General features: G+C 33.1%; 16 protein-coding genes. 10 read left to right on the top strand and 6 right to left on the bottom strand.

Annotation, left to right across the window (positions count from 1 at the left end; genetic code table 11):
• Positions 1-49: 49 nt before the first annotated feature.
• Positions 50-1192 carry a type IX secretion system membrane protein PorP/SprF gene (locus H0V01_02190; GenBank protein ID MBA2582179.1) on the bottom strand — a complete coding sequence of 381 codons (1143 nt, stop codon included), beginning with the start codon at positions 1190-1192 and terminating at the stop codon, positions 50-52.
• Positions 1189-3651, bottom strand: coding sequence for a gliding motility-associated C-terminal domain-containing protein (locus H0V01_02195; protein MBA2582180.1), 2463 nt, complete (start codon positions 3649-3651; stop codon positions 1189-1191). The genes H0V01_02190 and H0V01_02195 overlap by 4 nt, the downstream gene beginning before the upstream one ends.
• 113 nt (positions 3652-3764) lie before the next feature.
• On the opposite strand from H0V01_02195, the gene H0V01_02200 reads away from it, so the two are divergent.
• From H0V01_02200 to H0V01_02210, 3 genes are all read left to right on the top strand, one after another.
• Positions 3765-4187 (top strand): thioesterase family protein, encoded by a 423-nt coding sequence (locus tag H0V01_02200; GenBank protein MBA2582181.1) that lies wholly within the window; start codon positions 3765-3767, stop codon positions 4185-4187.
• Positions 4184-4603 carry a nuclear transport factor 2 family protein gene (locus H0V01_02205; protein ID MBA2582182.1) on the top strand — a complete coding sequence of 140 codons (420 nt, stop codon included), beginning with the start codon at positions 4184-4186 and terminating at the stop codon, positions 4601-4603. Before H0V01_02200 ends, H0V01_02205 begins: the two co-directional genes overlap by 4 nt.
• A gap of 203 nt (positions 4604-4806) precedes the next feature.
• A complete protein-coding gene (locus H0V01_02210) occupies positions 4807-5808 on the top strand; it encodes a PKD domain-containing protein (GenBank protein ID MBA2582183.1) in 1002 nt (333 codons plus the stop codon).
• Between the two features lie 56 nt (positions 5809-5864).
• On the opposite strand, the gene H0V01_02215 is transcribed toward H0V01_02210, so the two are convergent.
• Positions 5865-6290, bottom strand: a complete 426-nt coding sequence (locus tag H0V01_02215; GenBank protein ID MBA2582184.1) for a hypothetical protein — start codon at positions 6288-6290, stop codon at positions 5865-5867.
• A gap of 656 nt (positions 6291-6946) precedes the next feature.
• On the opposite strand from H0V01_02215, the gene coaD reads away from it, so the two are divergent.
• On the top strand, positions 6947-7423 hold the full coding sequence (gene coaD, locus H0V01_02220; GenBank protein MBA2582185.1) for a pantetheine-phosphate adenylyltransferase: 477 nt from the start codon (positions 6947-6949) through the stop codon (positions 7421-7423).
• Positions 7404-8819 carry a TlpA family protein disulfide reductase gene (locus H0V01_02225; protein MBA2582186.1) on the top strand — a complete coding sequence of 472 codons (1416 nt, stop codon included), beginning with the start codon at positions 7404-7406 and terminating at the stop codon, positions 8817-8819. Before coaD ends, H0V01_02225 begins: the two co-directional genes overlap by 20 nt.
• A gap of 69 nt (positions 8820-8888) precedes the next feature.
• On the opposite strand, the gene H0V01_02230 is transcribed toward H0V01_02225, so the two are convergent.
• On the bottom strand, positions 8889-9506 hold the full coding sequence (locus H0V01_02230) for an NUDIX domain-containing protein (protein MBA2582187.1): 618 nt from the start codon (positions 9504-9506) through the stop codon (positions 8889-8891).
• Between the two features lie 51 nt (positions 9507-9557).
• Between H0V01_02230 and H0V01_02235 the strand changes: the two genes are divergently transcribed.
• Together H0V01_02235 and H0V01_02240 are read left to right on the top strand one after the other, a co-directional pair.
• Positions 9558-10199 carry an orotate phosphoribosyltransferase gene (locus H0V01_02235; protein MBA2582188.1) on the top strand — a complete coding sequence of 214 codons (642 nt, stop codon included), beginning with the start codon at positions 9558-9560 and terminating at the stop codon, positions 10197-10199.
• A gap of 6 nt (positions 10200-10205) precedes the next feature.
• A complete protein-coding gene (locus tag H0V01_02240; protein ID MBA2582189.1) occupies positions 10206-10607 on the top strand; it encodes a hypothetical protein in 402 nt (133 codons plus the stop codon).
• Here H0V01_02240 and H0V01_02245 read toward each other — a convergent pair.
• Positions 10598-11344, bottom strand: coding sequence for a biotin--[acetyl-CoA-carboxylase] ligase (locus H0V01_02245; GenBank protein ID MBA2582190.1), 747 nt, complete (start codon positions 11342-11344; stop codon positions 10598-10600). The two genes, H0V01_02240 and H0V01_02245, sit on opposite strands and share 10 nt — an antisense overlap.
• A 97-nt stretch (positions 11345-11441) precedes the next feature.
• Between H0V01_02245 and rsfS the strand changes: the two genes are divergently transcribed.
• From rsfS to H0V01_02260, 3 genes are all read left to right on the top strand, one after another.
• A complete protein-coding gene (gene rsfS / locus H0V01_02250; protein ID MBA2582191.1) occupies positions 11442-11813 on the top strand; it encodes a ribosome silencing factor in 372 nt (123 codons plus the stop codon).
• 68 nt (positions 11814-11881) lie between these two features.
• Complete coding sequence (locus H0V01_02255) at positions 11882-13996, top strand: ATP-dependent metallopeptidase FtsH/Yme1/Tma family protein (protein ID MBA2582192.1); 2115 nt, start codon at positions 11882-11884, stop codon at positions 13994-13996.
• Positions 13997-14076: 80 nt separating this feature from the next.
• Entirely contained in the window at positions 14077-14730 is a 654-nt protein-coding gene (locus H0V01_02260; GenBank protein MBA2582193.1) for a lactate utilization protein, read from the top strand.
• A gap of 229 nt (positions 14731-14959) precedes the next feature.
• On the opposite strand, the gene H0V01_02265 is transcribed toward H0V01_02260, so the two are convergent.
• Positions 14960-17854 (bottom strand): insulinase family protein, encoded by a 2895-nt coding sequence (locus tag H0V01_02265; protein ID MBA2582194.1) that lies wholly within the window; start codon positions 17852-17854, stop codon positions 14960-14962.
• Positions 17855-17876 lie beyond the last annotated feature (22 nt).

Here is a 17876-nt window from a genome sequence, read left to right on the forward strand (position 1 = left end):
TACTAAAATCTAAATTTAAAAACAAAAGGGAAAGTTATTAAAAGCTAATTCATTTCTTTTTTTTATCGCGCTCTTTTTCTTTTTTATTGATTTTTTCTTTTGTTTGTGCCCTGAAAATTTCAAGTTCCATGTTTATTTCTTCTATATCATCAATGTTTTGAATCCTGCCGGAAGGTCCTTTTGAATAAAACTGATCAATTAATTTAATAACATGCTCTTCCTGCTCTTTCAAGCTTCGCTTATATTGTTCAATTTCCTCAGTAATACGGTCCTCCTTTTTCATTTTTACTTTAGGAGTTGGAGGCTTCGTAGTAAAACGGTATCCCAATAAAAATTCATGACCTAAACCCACGAAATTACTTACAGGACCAGTATTAATATCAAAGGAATAACCAACACTCAGTTTTTCCAAAATTCGTACTCCAACATTCACTCCTGCTCCATAACTGCTTCGGTAAGATACGCCAAACCAACCTGTGTTTTTCCAATCGGCTGTTAGATTTACATCATATTGAACAGGTGCTCCCGGTATTAGCTTTGCCAAAGCAAGTGGTGTGACCGAAATTTCTTTTTCAGAATTAACAACAAAGTTATATCCGGCAGAGGCTAAATAATGTCGTTTATATTGATAAAAGGAAACTTCACTAAATTCGGCTTTTGATTCTAAAATTTGGGGAACAGCTATTCCTAACTGAAACTTATTAAGCTTTAATGTTAATCCAGTTACAGCATCAAAAACGCCACTTTGAGCATTCATACCCAATATCATTGGGTCTTCTGAATGACTAACAATCACCTCATTAAAAAGTAATCTTGTATTAATGTAAACACCTGAAAAACCAAAGCTTAAAAATGAAACATCAGAAAATTTAACCTTATATGAAAAAGTAGCATTTACATCCGTTCGCTTTGTAATCCCTCTTTTGTCATCCGAAACTAAGAGCCCAAAGCCTGCTTTCTCATTCATTATTGGCCCATCCAATGTAAGCAGGTTTAATTTTGGAGCTCCTGGAATAGATGTCCACTGCGATTTATGAATTGCAAAAAGGTTTAATCCATTAATCCCAGCAGTTGAAGGATTATATAAATAAGGATTTCTAAAATAATGATTATAATGAGGTAACTGCTGACACTCACCAATCAAAGGAATAAGCAGAAATAAAGATAACAGTATGTAAACTAACCTTTTCATAGTTTTCCTCCTAACAAAGTTAATGCACCTTTATATACTTTACTTTCGAATTTTACAATGTAATAATATGTACCATCAGGAAGTGTGGAACCATTAAAGGAACCATTCCATGAATTATCATATTTTGAAGAATTGAATATTTCCATTCCTGAGGAATTGAATACAAAAACATCTGGTTGTAACCCTGCAGGTTCAATAATCCAACTATCATTATAGCCATCTCCATTGGGAGTAACAAGGTTTGCAATTTTTAATTCCCCCTCCTTAACCGTAAATACTAGCGAATCAGAATCAGTGCATCCGTTATAATCAATTGCTGTGACTATGTATATTGTTGTTGTAAATGGGGAGGCCACAGGATTTGGTATAGTATTATTATTTAAATTGACATTAGGATACCAAGTATAACTTAACCCTCCTGTTGCACTTAAATTAACTGACTCACCACGTTGAATTGAAACATCAACTCCTGCATTAACAGTACGAGTATGGAGGTCAATTATAACATTACCCGAAGTATCCGCTGCGCATACTCCATTTTGCACAAATGCCCGATAAGAAGTTTTAGTGGATAAATTAACATAGATAATTTTGGGGGCATTTAAATTTGCCGAATTCAACCAACTTGCTCCCTCATCTATTGAATATTGCCAGGTTATTTGCGTGGCAGAAAAATTATTCAATTCCACAAGACCGCTATTATCGTTGGAACAAACCACTGCACTTCCATTTATATTTCCAGCAACCGAGATATTGTCTATGGAAATAATAGCTGGTGGAGAAAAGGCAGAAGGACAAATACCATTTTGAACTTCAGCTCTAAAATAAGTTGGGGTAATTAAATTCGTAAAACCATGGCTGGTTGAGGTATTTGCAATATTTATCCATGTATTTCCATTATCAATAGAACTTTGCCATTGAATAACACTGCCAACAAAATTCTCTAATTCAATGGTTCCGTTATTTTCAGAAATACAAACAGATGAAATTGCACTAACAATCCCTGGGTTTGTTATGGAATCTACTGTAATTTGAGCTATTTGAGAATATTCAGCATTACAAGTTCCATTTTGAACTATAGCTCTGTAAAGGGTAGACTGATTAAGATTGGAGTACAAATAAAAGGCATCTGTATTTGGAATATTTGTCCAGGTTGTTCCATTATTAGTGGATTCTTCCCAATATAATACATTCCCTATATGCGCTGAAAGTACCAGAGTTCCACTGTTTAAATCAGCACAAACTATATTGCTGCCTGATATTACACCTCCTTCTGAAGGATTATCGGTATTAATTATGGAAATGGAAGAATAGGCTGAGGGATTACAGCTTAAAACAGAAGCCCTGTACCAGGTTTCCATTATCAAGTTGTTAAAATTCATTGAGTTTGTTGTGTTTGCAACTATAATCCAATTATTCCCTTGATCTTCTGAATATTCCCAGTGGGTAATATTACCAGTATAACCTGTTAATTGAATTGAACCATTATTTAATCCTCCGCAAACTGCAAAATCTCCGCTGGTTGAACCTCCTGAAGAAGCTGGCAATACTGTAATGGTTGCATTTGAAGAGTATTCAAATAAACATACTCCACTTTTCACTAAAACCCTAAAAATGGTAGTCTGTGTTAGATTGTTATAAGCCAGTGTTGGACTATTATTAACAATTGGAAACCAATTCAATCCTGAATCTTCAGAATATTCCCATTGCTTTATTTCCCCTGTAAAACCGGATAAAACAAGATTTCCATTATTGCTTGTAATGCAAACTATGTCTGAACCAGAAACTGAACCTCCTACAGTTGGAGTATCAACATAAATTGAAAATTCATTGGAGAAAACATCCATACAGCTCGCATTCTTAACATGAACACGGTAAAGCCTGGTCGAAACAAGATTAGTGAAATTTAAAACAGTAGTTGTATTGCTAATTGGTAACCAATTAGCCCCTAAATCATCGGAAAATTCCCAATTTAGCACATTACCTGTATGTCCTGATAAATTTAATGTTCCCCCATTATTATTTCCACAAACTGAATCAGGACCAATTATACTACCACCAACTGAAACAGCATCTGAATTTATAGTCTTACTAAAACTATCATTTGAAGGATTTACATCACTTGTAAAGCTTGTAAAGGCTTGAATTAAATAACTACCACTTGCTGAAAGATCTGCTGTGGTAGAAAATGTATAACTATAAGTAGAGCCTGATGAAAAAATCCCCGGAGCTATTATTAATGTTTCAGTCACAACAACACCCCCGTTTATCCTGTAGGAAACATCAAAATTTGTATTTAGAGAAATGCCGAAATTAAAAATCTGCACAGTAACGGATTGATTACTACTTAAAGCACAACCAGTTACAGGCGATGATATATTAATTACACCCACATCCTGGCCTATCAATTTTAAAATTGAAAAAGCAAAAACGAATGTTATTGTGTAAAATATTTTCAAAATGGCAGATTTATAATTGCTAAAAATAACTATTCTTGCTTAAATAAAGGTGATTTAAACAGTTTTTAATTATTTTTACGCATAATAATTATTAAAGTTAAGGTAATTGTAAAATGGCTAGAATAAAAATTGAAATGCCCCAGTATTTTTTGTTTTCAACAGAAATTAAAATAAGGATAAATGATATAAATTATGGAGGTCATTTAGGAAACGATGCCTTGCTTTCTATAATTCATGAGGCAAGAATACAGTTTTTAAATAATTTCGGATATAGTGAAATTGAAATTGAAGGCGCCTCTTTAATCATGGCAGATTCTGCCATAATTTACAAATCTGAGGGCTTTTACGGTGAAGTATTACTTATTCAAATACATGCAGCTGATTTTGGCACTTGCGGATTTGATTTTTACTACAACATAATAAACAAGGTGAGTGGAAAACAAGTAGCAACAGCCAAAACAGGCATGGTGTTTTTTGAGTATACTACAAGAAAAATAAAAGAAGTACCTGAAAAATTTAAAAACCTGTTCTCATGAAAAAACTCATCTTGCTTTTGCTTTTTGTAATCCCCTTAATTTGCTTTGGTCAAAAAAGTGATCAAATGGAAATTGAACTTTTACTTAACAAACAAAAAAATGACTGGAATAAAGGAGACCTCGAAGATTACATGAAAGGTTATTGGAAATCAGATAGTTTAAAGTTTATCGGGAAAAATGGAATAACTTATGGATGGGAGGAAACGCTTAAAAGGTATCAAAAAAGCTATCCTAATAAATCAGCAATGGGTAATCTTGATTTTGACATCATTTCCATGAAACCCATGGAAGAATCTTATTTTCTTGTAACTGGTAAATGGACTATTACCGGGAACTCAAGCGCATCAGGATATTTTTCTTTAGTATTAAAAAAGTTAAATAATCAGTGGATAATAATTTATGACCATTCGAGCTAAGATATTTGATTTTTCAATTTAAACCTATCAATCCATTTTAGAAAGCACAATAAATCATCTACACTATTTTTTTACAATTGTTTCTATTAAAGGATTACAGTGGATTAAAATAAAATTTCATCAGGCATAAGAGCAAAAAAACTTGCAATTGTAATTTGAATTTACTTACATTTGCATACTAAACCTTAAAAAAAAATAAATTTATGAAAACAAATTTTATGAAATCAGCCGCTCTTTTGGGATTTGGCGCATTATTGATTACATCTTCTTGTAAAAAAGAAGTAGCTCCAGGCTTTACTTCTAGTGCTTCTGAAGTTGCAATTGGTGAAGCAGTATCTTTTACTGATAATGAAGAAGAAAGAAAAAATTCTTCTTTCATGTGGGATTTTGGTGATGGAAACCAATCGTGGGACAGAAATCCAAGTCATATTTATAGTAAAGCAGGTGCATATACTGTATCTCAGACTATTTCTTTAGATAAAAATGCTGAAAAAGGCAAGAGTTTAAAAGCAAGTTCAAGTACTGTAATTACAGTAACCGGGCCAACTGCTAATTTTTCAACTACAAAAACAAGTTTTGCAAAAGGTGAACCAATTGTATTTACAAACACAACTACTTTTAGTGATAAAGGTTATGCTGTTTCATACAGCTGGAATTACACAAGTACTAGTGGAGCTTCAGGTTATTTAGGTTCTACAAAAACAATTGCAGAAACTTTTACTGATGCTGGTGTTTATACAGTAACTCTTAGAGCTACTCAAGGAAACACAGAAAGCTTCAAATCAGTTGATTTGGCTATAGGTGGTGGAACTCCAGAGGCTTCTACAAAAGCTTTATTAGTAGGTAAATGGAACTATACTTCTGATGTAGTTGTAACTTCTGGTTCTACAGGTGCTGGAGGATGTGCTGCAAACGGAACTTATACTAATGCTAATATCCCAACAACTGCTGAATTTAAATACAATGGAGATGTTGTTGAGTTTTTCCCTACAGGAAACCAAACTACAGGAAATACTTCATCTTGGATGTTATCTTCTGATGGTAAATTAATGACTTACAGTGGAACTGCTACAGGTGGATCTGGTTATTACAATGTTAAAACTATATCTGCTACATCTTTAGTTTTAGAAAAAATCATTATTGATCCAGTAAGTGTTACTTGTGGAACTGTAAAAAGAGTTTATACAATTACTTTTACTAAATAATTGATAAATTTAATTTAAAAAAGGCTGCCTTAAGGCGGCCTTTTTTTTTGTGTTTTTTACTCTTCCTCTGAATAATCATTAGCTCCATATCCTAATCCTGCCTTATCCTCATTTGTTACCCGCATATTTTCAAGTAATTCATCATTATCCGGCTCCGAGGAGGATTCAGGAGGTGCGGATAAAGTAGGATCATATCGGTTTTTCCTTAAAGTTTCTGGCAGGTCACCGGTATCCTCTGACTCATCACCTAAATCCCCATCCTTTGGTGAAAAAAAAGACCCATAAGTGATTTTTTCACCCTCATCCTCTTCGACTTCTATAGCATCGAATTCTCCAAACAATTCATCTTCTAATTCTTCTTCAAATTCCTCAAGGTCTTTTTCTTCCCTTACTTGATCATCTTCCCTTGTTATTTCTGGCCTTTCGCGCTTTCGAACAGGCTTTATGGACTTTTTTGTGGCTATTTGCTTTTTTATTTTCATATGTATATAATTTGTTTTTAACTGTCATATGGTATAACCATGTTATATTCATTAGTGTTTGTGAACGGTTCGTGCATGGCTATTTCATATGTATATAATTTATTTGTTTTTAATTTTTCCTTTAAGGAACTCAAGAATGCTAAAGCATTTGTTTTTTAAATGTCATCCCGATTTATCGGGATAGCCATGTTATATTCATTAGCGTTTGTGAACGGTTCGTGCATGGCAATTTCATAGTACTATAATTATTTTTTTGTTTATTTTTATAGCTCAAAAAACCGACCAATTCCAATTCCCTTGGGTGTTGTATTCACTTTTTACATTAAATCCACTCACTTCTTTCCTCAATAAATTAGTATATCTTTTTAAATTATAGGGCTTTGAAAATTATGTGCCTGATTTTCAATAGTTAATATAAGATAAAATGTTTCCTTTTAGAGTTGAATTAGGGCAAAGAAGTAGATTATACAGTATTTAATATAAATTGAATTAGTATACTAAAGTTTATTCTTTCTATTTTTTTAAATAATTTCATTCAGCAGCCAATTGTATATATATTTGTTACAAAACAGGAAAACATTTCCCATATTAGTAACAAAATTGTCTGTTAAACATTATTTGTTTTTCTAATTTTGAATTTCCATATTTACACACCTATGAAAAAAACAGCGGTATTTCCCGGCTCATTTGATCCAGTTACTATAGGACATGAAGCTTTAATAAAAAGGGCACTCCCACTTTTTGATCAAATAATAATTGGCATCGGAGTTAATACCAAAAAAAAATATATGTTTTCATTGGATAGAAGAATAGAATGGCTCAATGAAATTTTTGGTGATGAACCACGTATAAAAATTGCTTCATATTCAGGTTTAACAACTGATTTTTGTCTGAAAAACAATGCCGGATATATTTTAAGAGGTCTTAGATCCTCTGCTGATTTTGAGTTCGAGAGGAATATTGCCCAAATGAATTATGCTATGCAAAACACTATTGAATCTGTTTTTTTAGTAACAACTCCTGAGTTGTCAGCAATAAATTCATCCATTGTGCGTGATATAATAAAAAACAAAGGTTCTGTTAGTGCTTTTATACCAAAACAAATAACAATTAATGAAACAGATATTTTATAACTTTTGCCTGTTTTTAATTTCAACCTTGTTTCCACTTATTGGTACTGCTGCATATGTAGTTGTTAATGGTACGGCAGAAAGCTACAAAAATGAAAAAATAGGACTTTATATTTATGAAGATTATTTTTCTTTCAATGTAAAACTTCTTGCCACATCAACCATTGACAATAGCGGTAATTTTAAATTACCTTCTGATATTCCATTCACATGTAAGGCATTTTTAAGAATTGATAATGTTGCAGGCCATTTTTATATTGAACCGGGAAAAACATATACTGTGAATTTCCCAGCAGTTGAAAAGGGAAAAGAGATTGCTGGCAACATTAACCATGTTGGAATTAATATAATTAACCAGGATAACAAGGAACTCAATGCACTCATTGGAATATTTAATGAAAAGTACGATAAATTCATTGAAGATAATTATCCCCTGATTATTAGAAAAGCTGCTAAACCTAATATTGATGAATTTATTCTGAAATTAAGGAAGGATTATATAAATGTAAAAAATCCATTTCTGAACAATTACATCAATTATAGTATAGCCTCTTTGGAACAGCTTTCTTTTGCCTCCAAAACAAAATTATACAAACAATACCTGCATGATAAACCGGTGTTGCATGAGAATCCTGAATACGTTCATTTTTTAAGCGAATTTTACATCAACTACCTGCATACGCTCTCCTTAAATAAAAAGGGGACTGAAATTGCTAATTTAATCAACACCCGCAAGGATTATCCCGGACTCATAAATATATTGAAAAAGGATAGTTTGTTGCAACACCCGGAGTTAAGAGAACTTGTTTTAATAAAAGGCTTACAGGAAATATACAACAAGGATGATTTTGATAAAAAAAGCATTAATTATTTACTAAAAGTAATTTCTGAAAAATCCGAATTTGCCCTAAACCGTAAAACGGCTACACAAATACTATATAGTTTAACCAGGTTTGATGCAGGAAAAACCGCCCCAGACTTTGAACTTGCAGATATAAATGGAAATAAAATTTCCCTTATGCAATTCAGGGGAAAGTATGTTTACTTAGGATTTTGGGCAACATGGTGTACCTCCTGTGTTCAGGAACTCAGACTAATGTCTGCACTACATGAAAAATACGGAAAAGACATTGTTTTTATAAGCGTTTCCTCTGATAAGAACAAAACAGATTTTTTAAATTTCGCGAAAAAATATAATTATCCCTGGATTAGTCTGCATTATAGTAACAGTCAAAAAATTATTGATGATTACAATGCCAGGGCTTTGCCTGCTTATTTCCTTATTTCTCCTGAAGGTCAATTTATCGAAGCCCCTGCACCTTCTCCTGAAAACATTGAAAAAAGCTTACATCAGGCAACTTTTATTCCAACAAAAAAACATAAAGTAGGAGAAAAATAAACCAGAAGCAATTCAGAATTCTTATCCTATTTGCCTTATTTCCTCTTCCTTGATAACTAGTGTAAAAAATCAATCCAGCCTTTTATTTTGAAATTCATTTAACACTTGTGCAATTGATCCATAGGTATTTGCATATACTTTATTTAGGTTTTCCGGTTTAAACCATTCTACCTTTGTTATATCTTCCTCGAGTTGTGGAACAAGGTCCTGTTTTTTTTCACAGAACATTTTAAACCAAAAAGTTTTCTTTAAAATCAATTTTCCTTTTAATTCATAAATATGATAAGTAGGGCTTAAGGGTGAAACAATTGTTAGATTTTTAACCCCGCACTCCTCCTGCACCTCACGTATTGCACCCAATGCCTCATTTTCGTTTTTTTTGAGTTTCCCCTTAGGCAAGTCCCATTTCTGATGACGAAAAATAATTAATAATTCCCCCTGTTCATTCTCAACCAATCCTCCTGCAGCCAATATAATTTTATATTTGGCAAGTAATTTTCCAAGTAAATAATCTGGGTCTAAATGTTCAATTCTTACACATAAAATATCTTTTCTATTTGAAAGGACTTGTACGGCATATTCAAAGGTTCCATGATTTTCATATTCAATCCTCATTGTTCCTTCTTTCAAATCCGTATTGTTATCAGTAAGTTCAATACATTTATTGTTAATAAATATTTTATACATAGCACTAGAAAATTAACACCTCAAATCATTAAATATAAATATATTTGCGGCATGAGTTTATATGAAGATTCGGCAATAAAAATATCAGAATTTTTATTGCAAATAAAAGCAATTAAATTGCAACCTTCTAATCCCTTTACCTGGGCATCAGGATGGAAGTCCCCTATTTATTGCGACAACAGGAAAACACTTTCATATCCACAAATCCGCACTTATATAAGACAACAATTGGTAAATGCGATAATTGAAGAATTTGGAAAACCTGATGTTATAGCTGGTGTTGCCACTGCTGGAATTGCCCAAGGGGTTCTGGTGGCCCAAGAAATGGGATTGCCTTTTGTATATGTTCGATCCGAAGCAAAAAGCCACGGCATGACAAATCAAATTGAGGGGGTTATTGAGCCTGGGCAATCCGTTGTGGTAATTGAAGATTTAATTTCAACTGGAATGAGTAGTTTAAAAGCTGTGGAGGCTTTAAGAGCTAATGGTTGCGAAGTTAAAGGTCTTGCTGCCATTTTCTCATACGGATTTAATATTGCAGAGGAAAATTTCCTTGCTCATAAGTGTAAATATGTAGTTTTAAGCAATTATGATTTTCTTATTGAACAAGCCAAAGAATTATCGCATATTAGCAAGGATGATTTAGTATCTTTGAAAGAGTGGAGAGAAAATCCTCAAAACTGGAAAAAATAAAATGCTATGAAAATAGAAACTAAAAAAGCATCCCTTAATAAGTCGCAAAATGAAATTTTTGAATTTCTTTCTGATTTTAGAAACTTTGAAAAATTAATGCCTAAAGATAAAATAGAAAAATGGACTGCCACAAGCGAAACATGTTCTTTTAATATCAGTGGAATGGCTGATATTGGAATGAAAATAGAAAAAACAGTTCCTCATTCTGAAATAAACATTATTTCTCATGGTAAAAATCCATTTGAATTTACCCTAAACGTTTATATAGAGCCTGAAGGCTTGGACAAATCAATAGCTTTCTTCATTTTCCGTGGAGATATAAATCCATTTCTTAAAATGATGGCAGAAAAACCATTAACTAATTTCTTTAATATGCTCGTGGCTAAAATGGAAGAAATTTACGGGTAAAATTTGATTTCCTTCAGATCATAATGCTTTATACAATTTTCTGAATGAGTAACAACTAACTTTCCCTGGGTTGTAATGCCTGTTATCTTTCCTTTTACAAATTGTTCATTAACCAGGAAGTCTGCCTGCTGATCAAATTTATATAAATTTTGCAAATATTCAGTATCTATAGTAAAGTTGCTGCGCAATTGCAGATACCTTTTCTCAATATATTCACATAATTTTTCAATGCATTCATTCAGGTTATAATCTATTCCGGTAATATTTTTAAGTGAATTGGCATGGGGAATATCCCAAGGAAACTTCTCTTGGTTTACATTAATTCCAATTCCTACAATAGAATAAGTTATAAAAGCGTTTTTTATTTGATTTTGAATTAAGATACCGGCTAGCTTTGCATCATTGATATAAATATCATTAGGCCATTTAACAGTGACATTATTTAAAGTATAATGTAAAAATAAATCCCTGACAGCAAGAGCAAGCGCTTTATTGAGTTGAAATTGATTAGTTACAGACAAAAAGGCAGGCTTAAGTACAACACTTAATATAATATTTTTGCCAGGTTCACTAATCCAGGATGTACCTCTTTGCCCCCTGCCTAAGGTTTGCTCCTTTGCAGTAATGAGAGTGCCTTCAGGAACAAATGAATTGGAAATTAATTCTGAGGCAAATATATTTGTTGACTCAACTTTATCAAGCTGTATAAGCCTTTGTCCTATAAATAATGTTTTCATAGAGGCTGTGGCATAAAGATTGACAATTCAAAAATCATTATTAAAATTAATCCTAGCAAAAATTTCATATTTTTGCTAGCAAAATTAAATATTTGGAATGAAGATAAATAAAAACAAAGAAGAAAGTGCAATACTTGCAGAAATTGTAATTAAAGGAATGCAGGAAAAAAAAGCAAAAGATATAGTTTGCTTGGATTTAAGAAATGTTCATAATGCTGTTAGCGATTTTTTTGTAGTTTGCCACGGTGACTCAAATACACAGGTTGATGCTATTGCCGGATCAGTGGAGCATGAAGTGAAAAAAGCCCTGGGCGAAGGACCTTGGCACAGGGAGGGTTTCGAAAATGCTGAATGGATACTTTTAGATTATGTAAATGTTGTGGTGCATGTTTTTCAAAAGGAACACAGGGATTTTTACAGACTTGAGGCCCTTTGGGCTGATGCAGAAACACAGGCAATTAGCTCCTGAGTATTTCTGGAATAAATGGCGCTATTTTGCGTTAATAGATTAACTATAATGACTTATATACAATTTAAATGACAGATAATAACAACAAAAATAATAAACAAACGAATAAGAATCCTTTTGACAAAGTAAAAGACAAGTTTTCCAAAGGTGGTAAAAAACCAAAAGGGGGATTTAATTTTTATTGGATATATGGAATAATAGCAGTTGTGTTTATTGGACTTCAGCTTATTAACTTTGGTGGCAGTACAAAGGAAACCACAAGACAGGAATTCGAGCAAAAAATGCTAAGATCCAGGGATGTGGAAAAAATTGTTATTGTTAACAATGAATTAATTGCGGAAATCTATATCAAGCCAGAAGTTCTTGAATCAAAAGAACAATATAAAAATGTAAAAACTAAATCCTTAGGAAATTCTCCAAATAAAGGTCCTCATTATTATTTGCCTATCGGCTCTGTAGATTCATTCGAAAGCCAGGTAAAAGAGGCGCAATCGGATTACGCAGACAATGAAAAAGTAAGTGTAATTTATGATCACCGTAAGAGTTGGGGAGGAGAAGCATTAGGGTGGATTTTACCCATTGCATTGATGATTGGTTTATGGATTTTTATAATGCGCAGAATGAGTGGTGGAGGTGGACCTGGTGGACAAATATTTAATTTCGGGAAATCAAAAGCTACTCTTTTTGATCAGGACACAAATATCAATATTACTTTTGAAGATGTGGCAGGACTCGAAGGAGCCAAAATTGAGATCAAAGAAATTGTTGAATTTTTAAAACATCCGAAAAAATTTACTACCCTGGGTGCAAAAATCCCTAAAGGGGCCTTATTGGTAGGACCTCCTGGAACTGGTAAAACCCTTCTTGCAAAAGCTGTTGCTGGCGAAGCTAAGGTTCCTTTTTTCTCCCTCTCTGGTTCAGATTTTGTAGAAATGTTCGTTGGAGTTGGTGCTTCAAGAGTTAGGGATTTATTTAAACAAGCCAAAGAAAAAGCTCCATGTATCATATTTATTGATGAAATTGATGCCATTGGAAGAGCAAGAGGAAAAAATCCCATGCAAGGCGCAAATGACGAACGTGAAAACACACTCAACCAATTACTGACAGAAATGGACGGCTTTGGGACTAACAGTGGTATAATTGTACTTGCTGCTACCAACAGAGCTGATATTCTTGATGGGGCTTTAATGCGAGCTGGAAGATTTGACCGTCAAATTCATGTTGAAATGCCTGATGTGAACGAAAGAAAAGAAATATTTCAAGTACATTTGAAACCGCTTAAACTGGACGATTCTGTTAATGTTGATTTTTTAGCAAAACAAACTCCTGGTTTTTCAGGTGCTGATATTGCTAATTTATGCAATGAATCTGCACTTATTGCAGCCAGAAAAGACAAAGAAGCAATTGGCAAACAGGATTTTCTTGATGCTGTTGATAGAATTGTTGGTGGCCTTGAAAAGAAAAATAAAATTATATCTCCCCTGGAGAAAAAAGTTATTGCATACCACGAAGCTGGCCATGCAACTATTAGCTGGCTGCTTGAACATGCTTCACCACTTGTTAAAGTTACTATTGTTCCTAGGGGCAAATCGCTTGGAGCTGCCTGGTATTTACCAGAAGAAAGGCAAATTACAACCACAGAACAATTATTTGACGAAATGTGTGCAGCTCTAGGGGGAAGAGCCGCAGAAGAAATAACTTTTGGGAAAATTTCAACAGGTGCACTTAGCGATCTGGAAAAAATAACCAAACAGGCCTATGCCATGACCGCTATTTATGGTTTAAATGACAAATTAGGAAACATAAGTTACTATGATTCTACTGGAAGTGAGTATTCTTTCACAAAACCATATAGTGAAAAAACTGCTCAACTTATTGATGAAGAGGTTTCAAAACTTATTGAAAGAGCTTATGATACAACCAAGAAAATTCTTCTTAATAATAAAGAAAAACTAAGTCTTTTGGCAAATGCCCTTCTTAGTAAAGAAGTGATTTTTAAAGAAGATCTTCAGGAAATATTCGGAAAACGTCCTTTTGATAAGGATGAAGATATAGTTATTTCTATACCAAGTAAGGTTGAAGAAAAGGCAGGGGAAAAAAATGAGGACGCAAAGAATGATGAACAAAACTCTGTGCCTATGGAAACCCCGCCATTAAGTGCAAGTGATAAAAAATTTAATTAACTGAATTTATTTAGCAACAATTGCAATAGTGCAGTTGTTGCTTTTTTTATCTAATTACTAACTCTCAAAATTTATTTTGAATGAAAGATTCTACTTCAAGAGAAAAAATCCTTAAAAAAGTCAGAAATGCTTTAATTCATAAATCAGCAAAACTAGATGCTGAAAACATAGATTTTGATTCACCTATTTATAGTAAAATAGAAGAATCACCGGAAATCGTATTTGCTCAAAAGTTTACTGCCCTTAATGGCAAATTTGCTTTTTGTGAAAACACAAATGAATTTCAATTAATTTTCAAGGAATTTGTTCAGGAATCAGCACTTGGGGTAATATTTTGTGGACAAGACAGCATTAAAGAACTTTTTAATAATGCGGGAATAAAGTTTGATGACAATTTAACAAGCATGACAAATTGTAAGGTTACTGTTACCACTTGCGAGTATCTTGTGGCTCGCACTGGAAGTATAATGGTTTCATCAAGGCAAAGTTCTGGAAGAAAACTTCCTATTTTTCCCGATACCCACATTGTAATTGCCTATACTTCTCAACTTGTTGATGATATTAAAGATGCTTTAAAAGCTATCAAAATAAAATATGCAGAATCTACACCCTCTTTGATTTCTTTAATTTCTGGGCCCAGTAGAACTGCTGATATTGAAAAAACTTTAATATTAGGCGCTCATGGTCCAAAAGAAATTTATTTGTTTTTAATTGATGATATTGCAGCATCCTGATTTTTTACTCCTCGCATTGCATATATAGAACTTCCTGCCTTTTGTAATTTATTCTGAGTTAATTAACCTAGAAAAAAAGGCATGTTAAATATGTTTGTTTTTTGCTTAGTCTGTTTAATCCGATTTAACTCAAAGAACGCAGGCCTTTTTTAGCAAAGGGGGCCAAGATTGAAATGCCATTTGATAATTTCAACTATCAACCTAGGTAATTCCAACAGCCAGTTCAAAACTAATTTACAAATAAACTCTTTTCTTTTATTTGAATTACTTTACCAAATGACTGTAGTTTTACCATATCGAAGGTTTTTGAATTTCCAACAATTGTAATTATCATCTTTTGATTTTTTATATCACTTTCATATATCTTTTTGATATCTTCAAAAGTCAGTTGAGTATAAGCCTGAGCTTTCAGTTTGTTTGGGTCATCCCTGTACTCCTGATCTTTCCATGCCTGATAAGTATTAATTAACTTCCTAAATTCAGGTCTGTTGGATTGTGAAGTCTGAATTAAAGAAGATTTAATCATTTCCTCCCTTTCTGTTTTTTCTGGCATGTTATTAATTAAATTCACCATGGCTTCCATCGCATCCATAGTTTTATCACCCTGGCAACCAATAAATCCCCTGAAAAAATTATTCTTTCCTTTGATTTTTGCAGTTCTGTAATTAGCGTGTGCAGAATATGCAAGAGAACGAAATTCCCTTATTTCCTGGAAAACAAGGCTTGACATGTTTGCCCCGAAATATTCATTAAAGGCATCAATTTGTGGCACTGTTTCCAAATCCAAGGATTTACCCTCGATATTAAAAAACAACTGGCTTTGCACAGCAGATTTTTTATTGCATAAATAAATTATAGTTTCATTAGGAATAGCCCTGTCCAATACTACTTTTGGCTTTTTAGGCTTTAAATTGGATTTAAAAATAAATGCTGATGAAAAAGCATCTACAATTTCTGAATGAGGTTTCCTGCCTGTATAATTAATGGTAATTTCATATTCACTTGCAATTTCAAAAGCCTTAATTAAATCCAGGGCCTTTAATTTGCTAATTTCAGAACTAGTTAAATCCCTCAAAAAAATTGAGTTATTACCATACAATGAAAACTCCTGTAAAGCTTCTGCAATAAATGAAGGTTCGCGTTTCTGTATTTTATTGTTTGTTTTTATATCAGACTGTACTTTTTTAACCTTTTTTTCATCCTCCTGAGGATTTAATACAAATTCATTAAGCACAGAAAGGGCATCATTAAGATTCTGTTCCATGCCTTCAACATGCAAAATGATTTCATCTTTGTTTGCAGTAAAATAATAAGAACATCCTAGTTTATACAGCTTGCCTCTTAAGTCGGACGCGGAATTTGATTTACTTCCAACAAGGTTTAGGTATTCAGCTGTATATTTTAAAATGGGATATTCAAAAGTTCCAGTTCCATATTTAATTTCCATGGAAAAAAGAGCGTTAAAAGGGTTTTCAGCGGTAAATAAATGCACATTGTTTTTTATTTCAGATTTAATTATATCCTTATCAAAGTTTACATATTTAGCATTTATGGTTGATGTAGGAATATCTTGCCATTTGCTGTAAAACTCAGATTTAACTTCATTTTTTGGAATAACTGGCTCAAATCCTGGCTTCTCGAGTTTTTCTTTTTTTGGAAAACCCATTTTCGAAATAAACATCAAGTAATTATCACCATAGTATTGCAGGGCCACTCTCTTAACATCCTCAATAGTAACCTTAGCAATTTGCTCTTCAAGTTGAATGTATTCATTCCATTCTTTTCCTTGTGAAAAAGATTGGGCCATTTCCATAACCCTATCCTCGTTTTTTTCCCATTTAGCAAGAATTTGTTTGCGTTGATTTAATTTCACAGCCTCTAATTTTTCCACAGGAAATTCTCCTTGCTGTACCAGTTTAAGCTTTTCCTTTACCATTGCTTCAGCATTTTCTACACTCTGTCCAATAATTTTGGGGACAACCAAAACTATTGCACCCCCATGATCATTATAGGAAAGAGGATAAAGGCCTGCCATTGTTACATCTCCATCAAGAATGAGTTTATCCAGGAGTCCTGTTTGCTCCTCATTGGACAAAATTTTATTGCAAATCTCAAGTGCAGCAAGATCAGCATGTCCGTTTGGAACAGTTCTAAAGGCCATAACGGCAACTTTTACTGGAGTTAATTTAACTTCAATTTTTTCCCTTCCATTAAAAGGTTTTTCCTCAAATAAAGGAAAATCAGGGATAATACCTTTTCTCCAGGAAGAAAATTCAGCTTCTATTAGCGGCAAGACTTCCTCGGCTTTAAAATCCCCTGATAATATCAATGCCATATTATTAGCAACATAATAAGTATCAAAATATTCATACATTTTTTTTAAGGGAGGATTTTTAAGGTGTTCTGTTGAACCAATAATGGATTGTTGACCATAAGGATGGTTTTTATAAAAACCGGCCAGGAGCTTTTCATAAACCTGGTTAAAACCATTATCATTTCCTCTGTTTTTTTCTTCGTAAACGGTTTCAAGTTCACTTTGAAATAATCTGAATACCGGATTTTGAAATCTATGGCTATAAATTGACAACCACTTTTTCATCTGGTTGGAGGGAAAAGTATTGATATAAGCAGTAAATTCCTCAGTAGTAAATGCGTTTACACCTGTTGATCCAATTTCTGCAAGAATTTTATCCATTTCGTTTGCAATGGCAAATTCAGCAGCCCTTACTGATTGAGCATTTATTTCTTTTTGAATCCTCTTTCTAGCAGTATCTTCTTTGGTTTGACCTAATTCCTGGTAAAGATCATTGATTTTATCCAGATAGGGCTTTTCATTTTCATAGTCAATAGTACCCATGGTTGTTGTACCTTTAAAAAGCATATGCTCTAAATAATGGGCAAGTCCTGTAGCATCAGCAGGATCATTCTTTCCTCCTGCTTTAACTACAACCATTCCATATACCTGAGGCAAATCATGGTTTTCACTCAGCATAACTGTTAGCCCATTAGATAATACATATTTTTTTACCTTAATTGGATCATCCTCATAAATGCTAAAAGATTGAGCATTTATAGAAGTAAAATTAATCAGTAAGAAAAGGAAGAAAAAAAATTGATTTTTCATTTTAAATTTATTTATACAAAAA

The organism is Bacteroidota bacterium, from assembly GCA_013696965.1.
Classification (GTDB): Bacteria; Bacteroidota; Bacteroidia; order JACCXN01; family JACCXN01; genus JACCXN01.

Coding starts and splice junctions, on each gene's coding strand:
- H0V01_02190 (MBA2582179.1), bottom strand. CDS start 1,192: ATGAAAAGGTTAGTTTACATACTGTTATCTTTATTTCTGCTTATTCCT.
- H0V01_02200 (MBA2582181.1), top strand. CDS start 3,765: ATGGCTAGAATAAAAATTGAAATGCCCCAGTATTTTTTGTTTTCAACA.
- H0V01_02205 (MBA2582182.1), top strand. CDS start 4,184: ATGAAAAAACTCATCTTGCTTTTGCTTTTTGTAATCCCCTTAATTTGC.
- H0V01_02210 (MBA2582183.1), top strand. CDS start 4,807: ATGAAAACAAATTTTATGAAATCAGCCGCTCTTTTGGGATTTGGCGCA.
- H0V01_02215 (MBA2582184.1), bottom strand. CDS start 6,290: ATGAAAATAAAAAAGCAAATAGCCACAAAAAAGTCCATAAAGCCTGTT.
- coaD (MBA2582185.1), top strand. CDS start 6,947: ATGAAAAAAACAGCGGTATTTCCCGGCTCATTTGATCCAGTTACTATA.
- H0V01_02225 (MBA2582186.1), top strand. CDS start 7,404: ATGAAACAGATATTTTATAACTTTTGCCTGTTTTTAATTTCAACCTTG.
- H0V01_02230 (MBA2582187.1), bottom strand. CDS start 9,506: ATGTATAAAATATTTATTAACAATAAATGTATTGAACTTACTGATAAC.
- H0V01_02235 (MBA2582188.1), top strand. CDS start 9,558: ATGAGTTTATATGAAGATTCGGCAATAAAAATATCAGAATTTTTATTG.
- H0V01_02240 (MBA2582189.1), top strand. CDS start 10,206: ATGAAAATAGAAACTAAAAAAGCATCCCTTAATAAGTCGCAAAATGAA.
- H0V01_02245 (MBA2582190.1), bottom strand. CDS start 11,344: ATGAAAACATTATTTATAGGACAAAGGCTTATACAGCTTGATAAAGTT.
- rsfS (MBA2582191.1), top strand. CDS start 11,442: ATGAAGATAAATAAAAACAAAGAAGAAAGTGCAATACTTGCAGAAATT.
- H0V01_02255 (MBA2582192.1), top strand. CDS start 11,882: ATGACAGATAATAACAACAAAAATAATAAACAAACGAATAAGAATCCT.
- H0V01_02260 (MBA2582193.1), top strand. CDS start 14,077: ATGAAAGATTCTACTTCAAGAGAAAAAATCCTTAAAAAAGTCAGAAAT.
- H0V01_02265 (MBA2582194.1), bottom strand. CDS start 17,854: ATGAAAAATCAATTTTTTTTCTTCCTTTTCTTACTGATTAATTTTACT.